The sequence below is a fragment of the Caballeronia sp. RCC_10 genome (genome assembly GCF_041360715.1).
Lineage (GTDB): Bacteria > Pseudomonadota > Gammaproteobacteria > Burkholderiales > Burkholderiaceae > Caballeronia > Caballeronia grimmiae.
In genome coordinates, this window is sequence record NZ_JBFUPT010000007.1 from 69,245 (window position 1) to 84,264 (window position 15,020).

Annotated in this window: 13 protein-coding genes and 2 tRNA genes; 10 read left to right on the forward strand and 5 right to left on the reverse strand. The window is 63.3% G+C overall.

Annotated features, from left to right (window positions below):
- Window positions 1–262: 262 nt before the first annotated feature.
- Together AB6804_RS14990 and AB6804_RS14995 are read right to left on the reverse strand one after the other, a co-directional pair.
- A tRNA-Leu gene (locus AB6804_RS14990) sits at window positions 263–349 on the reverse strand.
- Between the two features lie 137 nt (window positions 350–486).
- Window positions 487–573 (reverse strand) — tRNA-Leu (locus AB6804_RS14995).
- A 290-nt stretch (window positions 574–863) separates the two neighbouring features.
- On the opposite strand from AB6804_RS14995, the gene rnr reads away from it, so the two are divergent.
- The 5 genes from rnr to rpiA all read left to right on the forward strand — a co-directional run bounded on the left by rnr (window position 864) and on the right by rpiA (window position 6,199).
- Window positions 864–3,326 (forward strand): ribonuclease R, encoded by a 2,463-nt coding sequence (rnr, locus tag AB6804_RS15000; RefSeq protein WP_370887094.1) that lies wholly within the window; start codon window positions 864–866, stop codon window positions 3,324–3,326.
- A gap of 109 nt (window positions 3,327–3,435) precedes the next feature.
- Window positions 3,436–4,179 (forward strand): 23S rRNA (guanosine(2251)-2'-O)-methyltransferase RlmB, encoded by a 744-nt coding sequence (rlmB, locus tag AB6804_RS15005; protein ID WP_035970564.1) that lies wholly within the window; start codon window positions 3,436–3,438, stop codon window positions 4,177–4,179.
- A 1-nt stretch (window position 4,180) separates the two neighbouring features.
- On the forward strand, window positions 4,181–5,026 hold the full coding sequence (locus tag AB6804_RS15010) for an N-acetylmuramoyl-L-alanine amidase (protein ID WP_370887095.1): 846 nt from the start codon (window positions 4,181–4,183) through the stop codon (window positions 5,024–5,026).
- A gap of 15 nt (window positions 5,027–5,041) precedes the next feature.
- On the forward strand, window positions 5,042–5,437 hold the full coding sequence (locus tag AB6804_RS15015; protein ID WP_370887096.1) for a SirB2 family protein: 396 nt from the start codon (window positions 5,042–5,044) through the stop codon (window positions 5,435–5,437).
- Window positions 5,438–5,512: 75 nt separating this feature from the next.
- Entirely contained in the window at window positions 5,513–6,199 is a 687-nt protein-coding gene (gene rpiA / locus AB6804_RS15020; protein ID WP_370887097.1) for a ribose-5-phosphate isomerase RpiA, read from the forward strand.
- Window positions 6,200–6,266: 67 nt separating this feature from the next.
- Here the strand turns inward: rpiA and AB6804_RS15025 are convergent, their stop codons facing one another.
- The 3 genes from AB6804_RS15025 to AB6804_RS15035 form a co-directional block, all read right to left on the reverse strand.
- A complete protein-coding gene (locus AB6804_RS15025) occupies window positions 6,267–7,667 on the reverse strand; it encodes an undecaprenyl-phosphate glucose phosphotransferase (RefSeq protein ID WP_370887235.1) in 1,401 nt (466 codons plus the stop codon).
- Window positions 7,668–7,699: 32 nt separating this feature from the next.
- The gene (locus AB6804_RS15030) at window positions 7,700–8,446 is read right to left on the reverse strand and encodes a Crp/Fnr family transcriptional regulator (protein ID WP_035970502.1); all 747 of its coding nucleotides are present in this window, start codon (window positions 8,444–8,446) and stop codon (window positions 7,700–7,702) included.
- A gap of 940 nt (window positions 8,447–9,386) precedes the next feature.
- Window positions 9,387–10,397 carry a DUF1839 family protein gene (locus tag AB6804_RS15035; protein ID WP_370887098.1) on the reverse strand — a complete coding sequence of 337 codons (1,011 nt, stop codon included), beginning with the start codon at window positions 10,395–10,397 and terminating at the stop codon, window positions 9,387–9,389.
- Window positions 10,398–10,492: 95 nt separating this feature from the next.
- Here AB6804_RS15035 and AB6804_RS15040 point away from each other — a divergent pair, with 95 nt between their 5' ends.
- The 5 genes from AB6804_RS15040 (at window position 10,493) to AB6804_RS15060 (ending at window position 15,011) form a co-directional block, all read left to right on the forward strand.
- A complete protein-coding gene (locus tag AB6804_RS15040) occupies window positions 10,493–10,663 on the forward strand; it encodes a hypothetical protein (RefSeq protein WP_370887099.1) in 171 nt (56 codons plus the stop codon).
- A 158-nt stretch (window positions 10,664–10,821) separates the two neighbouring features.
- Complete coding sequence (locus AB6804_RS15045) at window positions 10,822–11,355, forward strand: GNAT family N-acetyltransferase (RefSeq protein WP_370887100.1); 534 nt, start codon at window positions 10,822–10,824, stop codon at window positions 11,353–11,355.
- 118 nt (window positions 11,356–11,473) lie between these two features.
- A complete protein-coding gene (locus AB6804_RS15050; RefSeq protein ID WP_370887101.1) occupies window positions 11,474–12,625 on the forward strand; it encodes a glycosyltransferase family 4 protein in 1,152 nt (383 codons plus the stop codon).
- Between the two features lie 514 nt (window positions 12,626–13,139).
- Window positions 13,140–13,892 (forward strand): FadR/GntR family transcriptional regulator, encoded by a 753-nt coding sequence (locus AB6804_RS15055; RefSeq protein WP_370887102.1) that lies wholly within the window; start codon window positions 13,140–13,142, stop codon window positions 13,890–13,892.
- Window positions 13,893–13,952: 60 nt separating this feature from the next.
- A complete protein-coding gene (locus AB6804_RS15060; RefSeq protein ID WP_370887103.1) occupies window positions 13,953–15,011 on the forward strand; it encodes a Gfo/Idh/MocA family protein in 1,059 nt (352 codons plus the stop codon).
- The last annotated feature ends 9 nt before the right edge of the window (window positions 15,012–15,020 follow it).

Here is a 15,020-nt window from a genome sequence, read left to right on the forward strand (position 1 = left end):
CGGGCAGGACGAGTGTACGCCGCCGATTAAGGGCATGCAGAATTCGAACGGAGAGCGAGTGTTAATCCGGGGCTAATATGAATAACCGGATTCCGGATTAATTCATTTACCTTCGATCAAACGAAAGATTCGAACGAATACGAAAGGGCGCTGAATTAGTTTCGCAATGAAGAAGACGTCGCGCCAAACAAAAAGCCCCACGTTTAAGCGTGGGGCTGAATGCGGCGCTGTTGCGCGTTCGCGTGTTCCGCGAGAAGGACCTTGGTGCCCAGGAGAGGACTCGAACCTCCACGGTGTTGCCACCGCTAGGACCTGAACCTAGTGCGTCTACCAATTCCGCCACCTGGGCCAAGGGGTACAGCAGGCCCGCTATTTTAGCGGGAAGCCGGGCGGTGTCAACTGCACACCCTCACACCGGCCAGAGACTCAAAACACGGTCTCTGCATAAAAAGAAAACGCCACCCGAAGGTGGCGTTTTCCAACATCTGGTGCCCAAGAGAGGACTCGAACCTCCACGGTGTTGCCACCGCTAGGACCTGAACCTAGTGCGTCTACCAATTCCGCCACCTGGGCAAGGGTGCGTGTACTGCGTGTTTTGCGTGCGTTCAGCAGCAAAGAACGCCATTGTAGCGTGTTCCTGAGGCGTGTCAAGCGTTCCGTGGCATGATTTCTCTGGACTGGCGTTTGCACGCAATCCGCGTCGAACCGGCCATCGGAACGATCATCGGCGTAAGCGCTGCACGGCAAGAGAATCACGGCAAACCGCCGTATGGCACGGTGTTAGAATCGTTTCGACGATTGCCGCTCGACTCGCGGCAAAACACGCGAAAGTCCCGTTCAACGAGAAGAACATTATCAAGCCCTTGAGCAAATATCCGTATCCGATTCCCAGCCGCGAAGAAATCCTCGGTGTGCTGCGCACGAGCGAGACTCCACATGCCGCGAACGACATCGCCGAGGCGCTGTCGATCAAGCGCCAGGAGCGCGAAGGCTTCTTCAAGCGACTGGCGGCCATGGAACGCGACGGGCAAATCCGCCTCGACAAGCGCGGCCATTACCAGCTCACTCATCCGTCGAACTTCGTCGCGGGCCGCGTGCAGGGTCATCGCGATGGCTTCGGCTTCCTGATTCGCGACGACGGCCAGGACGACCTGTTCCTGCCGAACGGCGAGATGCAAAAGGTCATGCACAACGATCGCGTGCTCGCGCGCATCGTCGGCTACGACCGGCGCGGGCGGCCGGAAGGCCATATCGTCGAGGTCACCGAGCGCGCGAACAAGCGCGTTATCGGACGGCTCATCAACGAGAATGGCGCGCTGCTCCTCGTGCCGGAAGACAAGCGCATCGGCCACGATATCCTGATCACGCAGAATCCGAAGAAGGCGAAGGTCGGGCAAGTGGTGTCCGTCGATCTGACGGATTTTCCGAGCCGGCATTCGCAGCCGCTCGGGCGCGTGGCCGAAGTGATCGGCGACATCGACGATCCCGGCATGGAAATCGAAATCGCCGTGCGCAAGTACGGCGTGCCGCATGAGTTCAGCGAAGGCGCGCTCGCCGCAGCCGCGAAGCTGCCCGACGAAGTGCGTCCGGCGGATATCCGGCATCGCGTCGACTTGCGCGACGTGCCGCTCGTCACGATCGACGGCGAAGACGCCCGCGATTTCGACGACGCCGTCTATTGCGAGCCGATCACCGTCGGCCGCGGCTCGGGCTTCCGTCTGCTGGTGGCGATCGCGGACGTCTCACACTATGTGCAGCCCGGCGAGCCGCTCGATGTCGATGCGCTCGATCGCAGCACATCGGTGTACTTCCCGCGCCGCGTGATTCCGATGCTGCCGGAGAAGCTCTCCAACGGCCTGTGCTCGCTGAACCCGGATGTCGATCGCTGTGTGCTGGTGTGCGACATGGTCATCACGGCGCGCGGCGAGATCAAGGCGTATCAGTTCTATCCCGGCGTGATGCACTCGGCGGCGCGGCTCACCTACACGGAAGTCGCGGCGATCCTCGCCAACACGAAGGGGCCCGAAGCCGCACGACGCGCCGAGCGCGTGCCGGACCTGCAGAACCTGCACGGCGTGTTCAAGTCGCTGCACGCGGCGCGGCAGAAACGCGGCGCAATCGACTTCGACACGACCGAGACGTACATCGTCGTCAACTCGCAGGGCAAGATCGAGCAGATCGTGCCGCGGCATCGCAATGACGCGCATCGGCTGATCGAGGAGTGCATGCTGGCCGCGAACGTCTGCGCAGCGGATTTTCTCAAGCGCAACAAGCATCCGGGTCTTTATCGCGTGCACGCGGGGCCGACCGAAGAGAAGCTCGAGAACTTGCGCCAGTTTCTGCGCGGCGTGGGCCTCACGCTGACCGGCGGCGACAAGCCGCACGCAAGCGATTACGCGGCGCTCATCGCGCAAATCCGCGACCGGCCCGATGCGCAGATGCTTCAGTCGATGGTGCTGCGCTCGATGCAGCAGGCGGTCTACAGTCCGGACAATATCGGCCACTTCGGGCTTGCGTACGAGGCGTACGCGCACTTCACGAGCCCGATTCGCCGCTATCCCGACTTGCTCACGCACCGCGCCATTTACGCGATTCTGCAGGGCAAGAAGTACGTGCCGAGCATCGGACACGACGTTTCCCTGAGCACCGGTCTCACGAAGGCGGCGCGCGAAATGCAACTGGCCGACGACAGCGCGCGCGGCCGATCGCGCAACAACGTCGCGGTGTGGGAGGAGTTGGGGCTGCATTGCTCGTCGAACGAGCGCCGCGCCGACGAAGCCTCGCGCGATGTCGAAGCATGGCTCAAGTGCTACTTCATGCGCGACAAGCTGGGCGAGGAATACGGCGGCATGGTGAACGGCGTGACGTCGTTTGGTATCTTCGTGCAGCTCGATTCGCTGTTCATCGAAGGGCTCGTGCACGTGACGGAACTCGGCTCCGACTACTTCCAGTACGACGAGATCAAGAACGAACTGCGCGGCGAGCGCACCGGCATCCGCTATCGCATGACGGACCGCGTGCGCGTGCAGGTCGGCCGCGTCGATCTCGATGCGCGCAAGATCGATTTCCGCCTCGTGCGCGATACGCCGGTGAAGCCGTCGCCGAGGCCGTCGCCGGCGCCGGAGCATGGCGCGCCGGGCGGCAATGGTTCATCGTCGGGTCCGCGCATCCGCCAGCTGGCCGATGACGATACGCCGGGCACGCGTCAGCGCGGCGGCTCGAAGAAGGGCGGGACGGCGACGGCGCGCAGCGGCGCGGCGAAGAAGCGCGGGGCGGCGTCGAAGTCGTTGGCGCAGGCGAGACCGGCTCGCAAGAAGCGCGGATAAGCGCTGACGGGCGCGGCCGATCGCCCACTACATTACGCGCGGTCCGATGCGTTTTCGCGTCGGACCGCGTCGTGCTTTTCATGGTTTCCAGCGAAGGTTCAGATCAGTCATGTCACGTCTCAAGGTTCTATACGGTTTTCACGCGGTGACGGCGCGTTTGCGCGCGGATGCATCGTCGATCGAGGAGGTGCTGTACGACCCCACGCGCAAGGATCGGCGCATGCAGGACTTTCTGCGGACCGCGAAGGAAGCGGGCGTGCGCCTTATCGCCGCCGATGAATCGCGCCTGTGGGGCCTCGCGGGCAACATCCAGCATCAGGGCGTGGTCGCGCGCGCGAACGATCTGCCGCTCGCGCAGAATCTGGCCGAACTGCTCGACGGCATCTCCGGCACGCCATTGCTGCTGGTGCTCGACGGCGTCACCGATCCGCACAACCTCGGCGCGTGCCTGCGCGTGGCGGATGCGGCCGGCGCGCATGCGGTGATCGCGCCGCGCGACCGTTCCGCCGGTTTGAACGCGACGGCCGCAAAAGTGGCGAGCGGCGCGGCGGAAAGCGTGCCGTACATCACCGTGACGAATCTGGCGCGCGCGCTGCGCGAACTGAAGGACGCGGGCGTCTGGGTGATCGGCACGGCGGGCGAAGCAACAGCGAGCCTCTACGAGACGAAGCTGGACGGCCCGGTGGCGATCGTCGTCGGCGCGGAAGGCGAGGGCATGCGCCGCCTCACGCGCGAGACCTGCGACGAGATCATGAATATTCCGATGGCGGGGACGGTGGAGAGCCTGAACGTATCGGTGGCGAGCGGGGTGTGTCTGTTCGAGGCGGTGCGGCAGCGGGGAGTGAAGAAGTAACGTGCGCGTCTTGCTTCGCCTGTCGTCATTGGCGCTTGCCTGCGCCGTCGCCGTCACCCTCACCGCCTGCACTTCCACCATGCAAAACCGCGGCACCTACATCGCCGACACGCAATATCACGCGAAAAACGCCGATTCCCGCGTGCGCTTTCTCGTGATGCACTACACCGAGATCGACGAAGCGCGTTCGCTCGCCGTCCTGACCGGCGACGAGGTCAGCGTCCATTACGTCGTGCCCGATGCCCCGCGCATCCGCGACGGCGAGCCGGTCGTCTATCAGCTCGTGCCGGAAGACAAGCGCGCGTGGCATGCGGGCCAAAGCTACTGGCAGGGCGCGACGGAGCTGAACGCTTCGTCGATCGGTATCGAGAACGTGAATCTCGGCCCCGTCGATACCCCTTCGGGCCGCGCGTGGCAGCCGTATCCGCCGGCGCAGATCGACGCCCTCGTGAAGCTCTCCCGCGACATCGTCGAGCGATACGGCATTCCGCCGACGCGCATCGTCGGCCACAGCGATATCGCACCGCAACGCAAGATCGATCCGGGCCCGCTGTTTCCGTGGCGCACGCTGTACGATGCGGGCATCGGCGCATGGCCCGATGAACCGGCGGTCGCGACGCATCTCGCCGGCCGCGATCCGAAAGCGCCCGTCGACGTGCGCGCGCTTCAGCAGAAGCTCAAGCGCTACGGCTACGACATCGCCATCGACGGCGTATTCGACGACCGCACGCGCCGCGTCTTCAGCGCGTTCCAGATGCATTTCCGCCCGTCGGACTATGCGGGCGATGCGGACGCCGAGACTGACGCCATCGCGCAGGCGCTGCTCGACAAATACTTCCCTCGATAAGACTCAACGAAAAACATGGGCGATTACTTTCTGCCGATACGCGCGCTGCACATGGCGTGCGCCGGTCTCAGCATCGCGGGCTTCGTGCTGCGCTGGATCTGGATGCTGACGAATTCGCGGCTGCTCACCGCACGCGCGACCAAAATCGTCCCGCATATCGTCGATACGCTGCTGCTCGCGAGCGCCATCGCGCTCGTCGCGATCATCGGCTTCGGGCCGAACGCCGCGTGGCTGTCCGCGAAAATCGCCGGGCTCGTCGTCTACATCGTGCTCGGTACGCTCGCGTTGAAGCGCGGCCGTACGAAGGGCGCACGCGCGGTCTTCGGCGTGCTGGCGATCGCCGTGTTCGCGTTTATCGCATCGGTTGCGCGCACGCATGATCCGCTCGGCTTCCTGCACGCCATCGCCTGAAGACGCGCAAAAACGCGTGGCCGTCGCGCGGGCTCCGATAAAATTGGAGTTTTCTCTCACGCGCAGCACCACTTCATGACTCAGGACGAACTCAAGCAACTGGTCGGCCAGGCCGCCGCCGACTATGTGAACGCGCAGGTGCCGGAAGGCTCGATCATCGGCGTCGGCACCGGATCGACGGCCAATTGCTTCATCGACGCGCTCGCCGCATCCAAGTCGCGTTATCGCGGCGCGGTGTCGAGCTCGCTGGCCACGACCGCGCGGCTCGAATCGCACGGCTTCCAGGTGTTCGACCTGAACGACATCGACTCGCTGCCGGTCTATGTCGACGGCGCCGACGAAATCGACGCGAGCGGCGCGATGATCAAAGGCGGCGGCGGCGCGCTCACGCGCGAGAAGATCGTGGCGTCGGTGGCGGACGTGTTCGTCTGCATCGCCGATGCGAGCAAGCGCGTCGACGTGATGGGCACGTTCCCGCTGCCCATCGAAGTCGTGCCGATGGCGCGCACGGCGATCGGCCGCAAGCTGACGGCGCTCGGCGGCGTACCGATCGTGCGCGTGACGAAGGACGGCATGCCCTTTATCACCGACAACGGCAACGAGATCATCGACGTCAAAGGCCTGTCGATCACCGATCCTCGCGCGCTCGAAGCGCAAATCAACGCGTGGCCGGGCGTGGTGACGGTCGGTCTCTTCGCAGCGCGCGGGGCGAATGTGTGTCTGCTGGGCACGGAACAGGGCGTCGAGCGCATCGACTACTGAAGCGCCGCAACACAAGCGAAAAAGGCCGGGCAACGCGAGTCGCCCGGCCTTTTTTGATGTCCGCGAATCAGTACGCGTTGCGTCCGATGAATCCTTTGAACAGCGTCAACGCGACGATCTTGATGTCGAACCAGAACGACCAGTTGTGGATGTAGAACAGGTCGAACTTCACGCGGCTCTGCATCTTCTCGACCTTCTCCGTCGCGCCGCGATAGCCGTTCACTTGCGCCCAGCCGGTAATGCCCGGCTTGATGCGATAGCGGAACATGTAGCCGTACACGAGATCCTTGTACAGATCGTCGTGCTCGATCGCGTGCGGACGCGGCCCGACCACCGACATATGCCCGAACAGCACGTTGATGAACTGCGGCAGTTCGTCGAGGCTCGTGCGGCGCAGGAACGCGCCGATCTTCGTCACGCGCGGATCGTTGCGCGTCGCCTGGGTGACATGTCCTGTCGTTTCCTTGTGGACCGCCATCGAGCGGAACTTGTAGATGCGGAACGGCCGTCCGTCCGCGCCCTTGCGATGCTGCGTGAAGAACACCGGGCCATCGGAGGTCGCCTTGATCGCGATGGCGATCGCCACCAGCAGCGGTGACAGCGCCAGCAGCGCGGCGGCGGCGAAGCAGCGGTCGAACAGCAGCTTTGGCCACATCTGCAGCGTATTGACCGGCGACGTCGTCAGGTTGATGGTCGCGAGGCCGGCGACATCGGTCATCGAATGATTGAAGAGCGAGATGCTGCGCGTGTCGGGAATCAGCCGAAGATTCACGAAGTCATGGCGCAGCGCATGCACGAAGCGATAGATCGTGTGCTCCTGCGACAGCGGCAACGCGAGCCACACTTCGTTGATTTCCTCGGCACGCACCTTCTCAACGAGTTCATCGAAGTCGTTCAGCACCGGCAGGCGAGCGGATGCGCCTATTCTGCTGCCGACGCCCGTCGCTTGCAGTTCTTCATCGCCCGTCGTATCGAGCAGGCATACCGGCGTGAAGCCTTGCTCGGGCGTGCTGCTCAGGTGCGCGAGGAGGGTGCGCGCAAAGCCCTGCGCGCCGACGATCGCCACCGTGCGCTGATTGAAGCCGCGACCGCGCATCACGCGCAGGCCGAAATGAACGGCGCACTTCGCGAATACGATGAGCGCGCCGGAGATCAGCGTCGAGTAACCCAGCCACAGGCGCGACACCGCATCCATGCGATGCAGCGTGAACGCGAGCAGCAGGGCGCCCGTGACCACGGCGATCCACGCGAGCGTGACGCGCGCGAGCATCATCGGCAGCGGTTTGCCGCGCCAGGTGTCGTACACGCCGAACGCGGGGAACAGCAACAACGCGAGCACGCTATTGAAAGCGATCAGCAGTCTCTCGATATCGCTGAAATCGAGCGAGGAGAAGCGCATCGAATGCGCGATTACCCCGCCTGCGACGATCAGCGACACGTCGAGAGCGCGTGCCGTCCAGCCGAACATGTCGTGCGTATTGCGCGTCTGCATCTGCATCGTCAGACGCTGGACGCCGACACGGCTTCCTGCGCACGCAGACGCGGCAGAAGGCGGTCGAACTCGCGCTTGACCAGCCCGTAGCACTCGCAGGCGCGCGCTTCGAGACCTTCGCGATCCACGACCTTGATGCAGCCGCGGCTGTGATGGATGAGGCCCGCGTCGTGCAGCTTGCCCGCCGCTTCGGTCACACCTTCACGACGCACGCCCAGCATGTCGGCGATGAGTTGCTGCGTCACTTGCAATTCGTTCGATGCGGTCCGGTCGATCTCGATCAGCAGCCAGCGGCACAGTTGCTTGTTCAGCGAGTGGTGACGATTACATGCCGCGGTCTGAGCAACCTGCGTAAGCAGGGCTTGCATGTACAGCAGCATCAGGCGGCGCAGAAAGTCGGAGCGGCCGAACTGATCCCGCAGCGCCTGCGCGCTCATGCGATAAGCGAAGCCGGGGCACTGCACCTGCACGCGAGTCGGCATCGTCTCGCCGCCCGTCAGCACCGGCACACCGGTCATGCCTTCGCGGCCCACGGCGGCGATTTCGACCGAGCCGCCGTCTTCCATCGTGTGAAGCAGGGAGATGATGGCCGTCGTCGGAAAGTACACGTGATGAATGCGTTGGCCCGAGTCACAGAGCAGTTGTTCAGTGCGGAGTTGAACGAGTTCGAGATGCGGAGTCAGCGCTTGCCATTCGTGCGCGGGGAGCGCGCCAAGCAGGTGGTTGCCGTGCAGGTCGGACTGGAGGGTCAGCATGATTTTTTCTCTCGTAACTTCGCGCGTTGCGCTTCACTTTTTATACTGGTGTCACCGTTCTCTGGCGCGGCTTGCTGCCGCTACCGAAAACGCCTCACACCAGCCCCGTTAGCAGCCCGTCCTCGCTTGAGTTGATCTAGTTGGTCGCGTCGGTTCGGGTTGCGCGACTCTTTTAGCGAGGACTGTGCCAATGCGGGCAACGTCAATGCTGGTGGGGCCTCGTCGTCGGCGTGCTGGTTGTGATGCGGCGCAGCGCTTCGCTTTTGTTTCAGTCTTGAACATCGGTGGTCTTAAGAATACGAATGCGCCGCGAGGGCTATGGTCAGCGCAATCCCGCGAATCCGCGGCCCGATCTTCGGTCATCACCGTGCGATAAGCCTCGCAGAGAACCGCCATCCCGAGCGGACACCTACTATCGTAGGGATAAATAAAATTGATTCATCCGTGTTCCATCCGTTTGGTGGCCTGGCGAACGCGTGGTCTGCGCGGGTATTCGTGAGATCCGTTCGAGCCTTTGCGCACGGGGCTTTCGGGGCGACGAACAGTCGACGCGGCCGATTCTCGTGAAATGCCCAAACGTTGCGCCGGCTGCACGTTTCGAAGAGTTTGTGAGCAAGGCCTCGTTCCAATGCGCCCTGGCGCACCACGGCGTGGCGTGCTGCGCCCCACATAAGCCTCTGCCGGACGCTCCACTCCCGGCTGACGAAATCGACGCCGGCGTAAAACGTTTGCGCCCCGGAACCGACGTATCGTGCTTTTTCGACTGACGAGAACCGTGGTGCGACCGCACAGAAACGTTTCATCGAGGACAATGTTCGACGCCATTCATCTCATCACATGCCGATGACATGCGAATGACATATTCGCGTTCCATGACTCGATGTTGGTTTTGCGCCGACACAAGCGGTCGAAGTGCCGGCTTAGGCGCGCCATGAAACGATCAACAGACGATATCCGCCAATGGCGGCACGACCCGCTCCCAGGCTTCCTGCATCGCGTCGAACGATGCATCGCACATGTCGGCTTCCGAGCGCGACAGCGCCCGCGCAAGACGGCACTGCATGACCATCGCTTCGCTTGCGATCCTGCGTGCGCCGAGTTGCGTGGACACCGGAATGTCGAAGCCCTGCTCGCGCATCCACTGCAGGTAATGCGCGAGCAGCTCGAAGTTCGCGCCGAGCTGACGCATCACGTTGCACGCATAGAGGCGCGCATAGGGTTCGCCTCGCGCGAGCATCGTTTCGACGTGTGCGGGAAACGCGGCGCGCCATCGTTCGATCGGGTTATGCGACGGACGCCGCAGAAGATGCGCGCAAAGCAGATCAGCGGATGCTTCCGCCAGCGCCGTCCCCGACAGCGGATCGCGCACGCGCTTGACGAAGTCCACATGAGGAAAGAGCGTCTGCCCTTGCACCGTGCCCGCTGCACCGGATTGTCCCGCTTCATGCGCGGCGTTGGTTCTCAGGACGCCGTCGTAATCGTCGTCATGGAGCAGGTGATAGCCCGTGTGATGAAAGTAGCCGAGCCGCTTTGCATTGGCATCGATCACGTCGATGCCAATGGTCGTCTTCGCATGTTCCGAGCGATACGACAGGCCGCGCGTATCCGGCAGATAGAACGCATCGACTTCGACGAGCACGATGTTCTTGCGCCGCGTCTGCACGATGGCGCGTTCTTCGAGCGAATCGAACACCGATAGCTCCTGCACCTGCAATCCGTATAGCTTTTCGATGTCTTCCTGCGGCAGCCGAGCGAGCGTGAACTGATCGTCTTCGAAGTCTTGCATGACGGTGAAGGCGAGCGCCGCATGGGGCTCGAGTCCGTTGCCGTGAAGAAGCTCGATCCATAGATCGACAGGGCTTGCACCATCGCGCCAGATCCGCTCACCGTGATGCAACTCGTGCGCACGATGACGCCGCGCACGCATGCGCAGCGGGTCGAGTGAAACCACGCGTGAACGACTGACGCTGGAAGTCGTCATAGCGCTGGTATGAAACGCGCTCATGGTGTGACCTCGGGACCGGAGAAGCCGGCAACCGATACCGCGTGCGTTTCGAAGTCCTCGTTGTTTTTACCTGCGTTTCTATCGCGTTCGATGGCGGTATGCATTTTGATTTTCCCATGAAGGTGCCTGACGACGCGAGCGCAATCGACACACGTGCGCAGTCCTTGCGTGAATTTCCGCAAGACGCTTCGACGTATGTGGCGCTGTTTTGAAAGACGTTTTTTCCCCGAACGTCCAATGCGCTTCAGGCCTTATTTGACGGGGCTGCAACGTCGAGCGTCGGTGCGCCCGCGCACTGAAACATTGCCGCGCGCGACTTAACGTTCAATCGTCAACGCCGGGATAACCGGCAAGCAAGGAGAAAAAGAACATGAATTGGAAAATCCTGGATTTCGAACAGCTCACTGCGCGCGAGCTATATCTGATTCTGCGCGCGCGCAGTGCGGTGTTCGTCGTCGAGCAATCGCATGTTCATCTCGATGCGGACGGCCGCGATGAAACCGGCGTACATGTCTTCGCCACCGACGACATGACGCGTGCAATGCCAGTGCTGGCCTATGCGCGCATTCATGAAGGCGATGTCGAAGATCCGGAAGTCGTGGTGGACAAGATACTGACAAGCCCTTTGCGTCGTGGCGACGGCACCGCGCATGCGCTCATCGAACGCGTGCTTGCCGTCTGTGCGGAACGTTGGCCCGGCCGCGCCGTGCGTTTGACGGCGCCCGCCAGCCTGCGCGGTTTCTATGAAGCATTCGGCTTCAGAAAGACCGAAGGACCTTTCCTTGAACACGGGATGCCTTTTATCGGTCTGACGAGAAAGAGCCGTCAGGCGCGCGAAGCGACAGGCTCAGGCAAACGTCAGATCGGCGCAAGCGCATTCGCGGACACGTACGAACTGCTGTAAGCCGTGCCGGCGCGCGTCGAGCCGCTCGCGCGCCATCCGTCATTCCATTCCAGAAAAATAACGAATTACGCGCCCGGCGTACTCACGTATGACGGGTACGCGTGCAACCTGCTCCCCCATGCGAATAGTTCATCTCGCCAGTCACGCGCAGACCATCGGCAACGGCACCGTCAACATGATGGTGGACCTCGCATGCATGCAGGCGCGGATGGGGCAGGACGTGGTAGTGGCTTCGTCGGGCGGCGGTTTCGAGCCGCTCTTGCGCCGGCATGGCATCACGCATATTCCGCTTCAGCAGTCGCGCCAGCCTTGGCGCGTGCCGTCGATGATCGCGGGCTTCAACAGACTCATTGATCGTTTCGATCCCGACATCGTTCACGCGCACATGATGACGGGCGCGCTCATCTCGCGCTTCGGCAGCATGCGCCGGCGTTTCGCGCTGGTGACGACGGTGCATCATGAGTTGCAGAAGAGCGCATCGCTGGTGCGCGCCGGCGATCGCATGGTCGCCGTGAGCGACGCCGTCGCGCTCACGCTGGAGGAGCGCGGCATCGGCAAGGAGCGGCTCTCGGTCGTGCTCAACGGTGCGGTCGGCGCGCCACGGCTCGTGTGCCGGCCGATGGCGAGGCAAGTGCGGTTGAGGCATCCGAACGTGGTGTGCGTCGCGGGGCTGTATCGGCGCAAAGGCATCGCCGATCTGCTGAAGGCCTTTGCGCTGGTACGCACGCAGTCGGAGGATCAGCGCGAATTCCTGCCGGCGCCGTACCTGTACCTGATCGGCGATGGGCCCGAGCGCAGCGCCATGGAAGCGCTCGCCGCCGAACTCGGCATTGCAGATGCAGTGGAGTTCACGGGCTTTGTCGCGGATCCGCGTCCGTATCTCGCGTGCGCCGATGTGTTCGCGCTGGCCTCGCATCAGGACCCGTGCCCGCTCGTGATCGCGGAGGCGCGCGAAGCCGGCTGCGCAATCGTTGCGACGCGCGTGGGCGGCATCCCCGATTTGCTCGACGATGGCGCGGCCGGCGTCCTCGTGCCCCCGGGCGATCCGGCGCAGTTCGCGGCAAAGCTGCGTTGGCTGCTGATCGATTCGCAGGCGCGCGGCCAGTACGCAGTGCGTGCGACAGAGAATCTGGAGCGTTTGTCGGTCGAGCGCGTGGCGGGCGACTACATGACGGTTTATCAGCAAACACTGGCCGAACGCCAGTCGCTCGATCATCGGTCGATGCGAATCGACGCAAGGCGCACGCGCTCCACCAACGGCGCCGCATAAAGTGCAGATAAACGCGGTTTCCAGCGTCGCATTCGTCGGGGGAATGTACTAAGCACTGCACGATATTCGCTGCAACGCGTCATACAATAGCCACCCCCAATCCGGTGAGCGTTCGCGTTCGCACAGAAAGCCTACTGGATGCTTGCTCAAATGACTGTATCAGCGGCCGGCGAATACCACGGCCGAAAATAGTGAACGCCAGCGCCGCGCTGCGGTGCCGCCATTCCTCAGTTTTGCTGATGAATGGAGGCACGCGCGCGGCGCAAGCGCAGCTAAGAGAAACAAGCGGACGGACAAGGCAAGCGGCAGATACGGCGGCGATTCGTGCAAAGGCGAGAGGGATTACCCTGTCAGGAGTCCCCCCGACTGGTTTTCGACGCCACGAAGACGCAACGTATAGCGCGATGATCGAATGCGAAAGCAGTCATCGTGCCTTGCCGCCAAGGGACGCGCGAAGCGATGCGATGCGCACGGACACACACGGCTACGGACAGGCGGAAAGGGGAGAAGCGTAATGGATGAAAACAAAGAGCGGTCGCTGGTGGCGAAAGTCATGGACGGACTCGTCTCCGGGATCGTCGAGCAAAAATATGGCGCGATATTGCCGCCGCAGGACATTCTCTCGAAAGAATTCGACGTAAGCCGCACCGTGATGCGCGAGGCGCTCTCGATGCTGCTCGCGCGGCACATGCTGGACGTGCGGCCTAAAACAGGCACGCGCATCCGCCCGATGAGCGACTGGCGTCTCATCGACGAAGACGTGGTGAGCTGGCGCTTTCGCGCAAAGCCCGATCAGACGTTTCTGCGCGATGTAATCGAATTCCGCATGTTGATCGAGCCGCGCGCCGCCGCGCTCGCAGCAGCCCGCGCGACGCCCGATGAAATCGCCGGCATCCGCGACGCTTTCGAGGCGCTGTCGCGCCTGCATGTCGGCGAGCCCGGCTATCAGGCGGCGGACGAAGTGCTGCACACGCGCATCGTGGCCGCGAGCGGCAATCAGTTCTTCAGGCAGATGACGGCCATCGTGCGCGGTGCGCTGGTGACGGTGAATCCGATCGTCGATGGCATCGAGTCCGTGCGCGAAGCGACGCTCGCGGCGCAGCTGAACGTCGTCGAAGCGATCGAGGCAAAAGACCCGGCGGGGGCCGAGCGCGCGACGCGGGCGCTCGTCGATCTCGCCGCCGAGGAAGTCGGGCGCGCATTTTCGCTCGAGCGCATGGGCGAGCGCGCGACGCCGCCGGACGTCAACGCTTCCGCAGGCGTCTGACGCCATCGCCCGTCGAAGGGCGACCATGCTGTCCGAGCGAAGCCGGGAGAAGTCCCGGCTTTGTGCTTTCTGCGACGCGTGTTCAGGCACAATGCCCCGCACGACGAACACAACGCGGAGGCGCGCTTGACGCATACCAACACCAATCTCGAAACGATCCGCTGGGGCATCGTCGGCGCGGGACGCATCGCGCAGCGCTTCGCCGGCAGTCTGCAACACGTGGAAGGCGCGACGCTCGCGGGCGTGTGGTCGCGGCGCCCGGAACCTGCCCGCGCGCTCGCCGAGCCGTTTGGCGCGCGTGCGTTCGAGGACTTCGACGCGCTGCTCGACAACATCGACGCTCTATATATCGCGACGATGCAGGACAGTCACCCGCATTACGCGTTGCGCGCGTTCGAAGCGGGCAAGCCGGTGTTGTGCGAAAAGCCCGCCGCCGTGAACGCGCGCACGCTGCAGCGCATGATCGATGCGGCGCGCGCATCGAAGCTGCTCTTCATGGAGGCGATGAAGCCGCCGTTCTATCCGCTCTATCGCCGTCTGAAGGCGCATCTGCAAAGCGATCCGATCGGCGATATCGGTCTCGTGCGCGCGGGTTGCTCGATGGCGAATGTGCCAGCGGATCATCCGTCGTTTTCGCTCGATGCGGGCGGCGGCGCGCTGCTCGATATCGGCATTTACGAGGCGTTTCTCGCAGTCGACTGGCTCGGCGAGGCGATCGACGTGCAAACCATCGGCCGGGTCGGCGCAACGGGCGTCGACGTGTTCGCGAGTCTGAACGTGCGCCACGAGCGCGGCATTTCGCAGACCTTCTGCGGGCTGGACATGCAGGGGCGCGGCGATGCGCTGATCGGCGCAACGCTCGGCACGGTGACGATTCACGAGAACTGGTGGAATCCGGCGCGCGCGACCATCGCTTATACGGACGGGCGCACGGTCGAACTGGACGAGCCGTTCACGGGCGGCGGCCTCAACTACGAGACCGCGCATTTCTGCGAACTGCTGCGCGCCGGCGCGACGGAAAGCCCGGTCATGCCGCACGCGACGTCCATGCGCATGATGGCGATCATGGACGCCGCACGGCGCGATCTCGGCGTGCGCTTTCCCTTCGAGACCGACTGACCGTCAGCG

Coding starts and splice junctions, on each gene's coding strand:
- rlmB (WP_035970564.1), top strand. CDS start 3,436: ATGTCACGTCTCAAGGTTCTATACGGTTTTCACGCGGTGACGGCGCGT.
- AB6804_RS15055 (WP_370887102.1), top strand. CDS start 13,140: ATGGATGAAAACAAAGAGCGGTCGCTGGTGGCGAAAGTCATGGACGGA.
- AB6804_RS15030 (WP_035970502.1), bottom strand. CDS start 8,446: ATGCTGACCCTCCAGTCCGACCTGCACGGCAACCACCTGCTTGGCGCG.
- AB6804_RS15025 (WP_370887235.1), bottom strand. CDS start 7,667: ATGTTCGGCTGGACGGCACGCGCTCTCGACGTGTCGCTGATCGTCGCA.
- AB6804_RS15045 (WP_370887100.1), top strand. CDS start 10,822: ATGAATTGGAAAATCCTGGATTTCGAACAGCTCACTGCGCGCGAGCTA.
- rpiA (WP_370887097.1), top strand. CDS start 5,513: ATGACTCAGGACGAACTCAAGCAACTGGTCGGCCAGGCCGCCGCCGAC.
- AB6804_RS15050 (WP_370887101.1), top strand. CDS start 11,474: ATGCGAATAGTTCATCTCGCCAGTCACGCGCAGACCATCGGCAACGGC.
- AB6804_RS15015 (WP_370887096.1), top strand. CDS start 5,042: ATGGGCGATTACTTTCTGCCGATACGCGCGCTGCACATGGCGTGCGCC.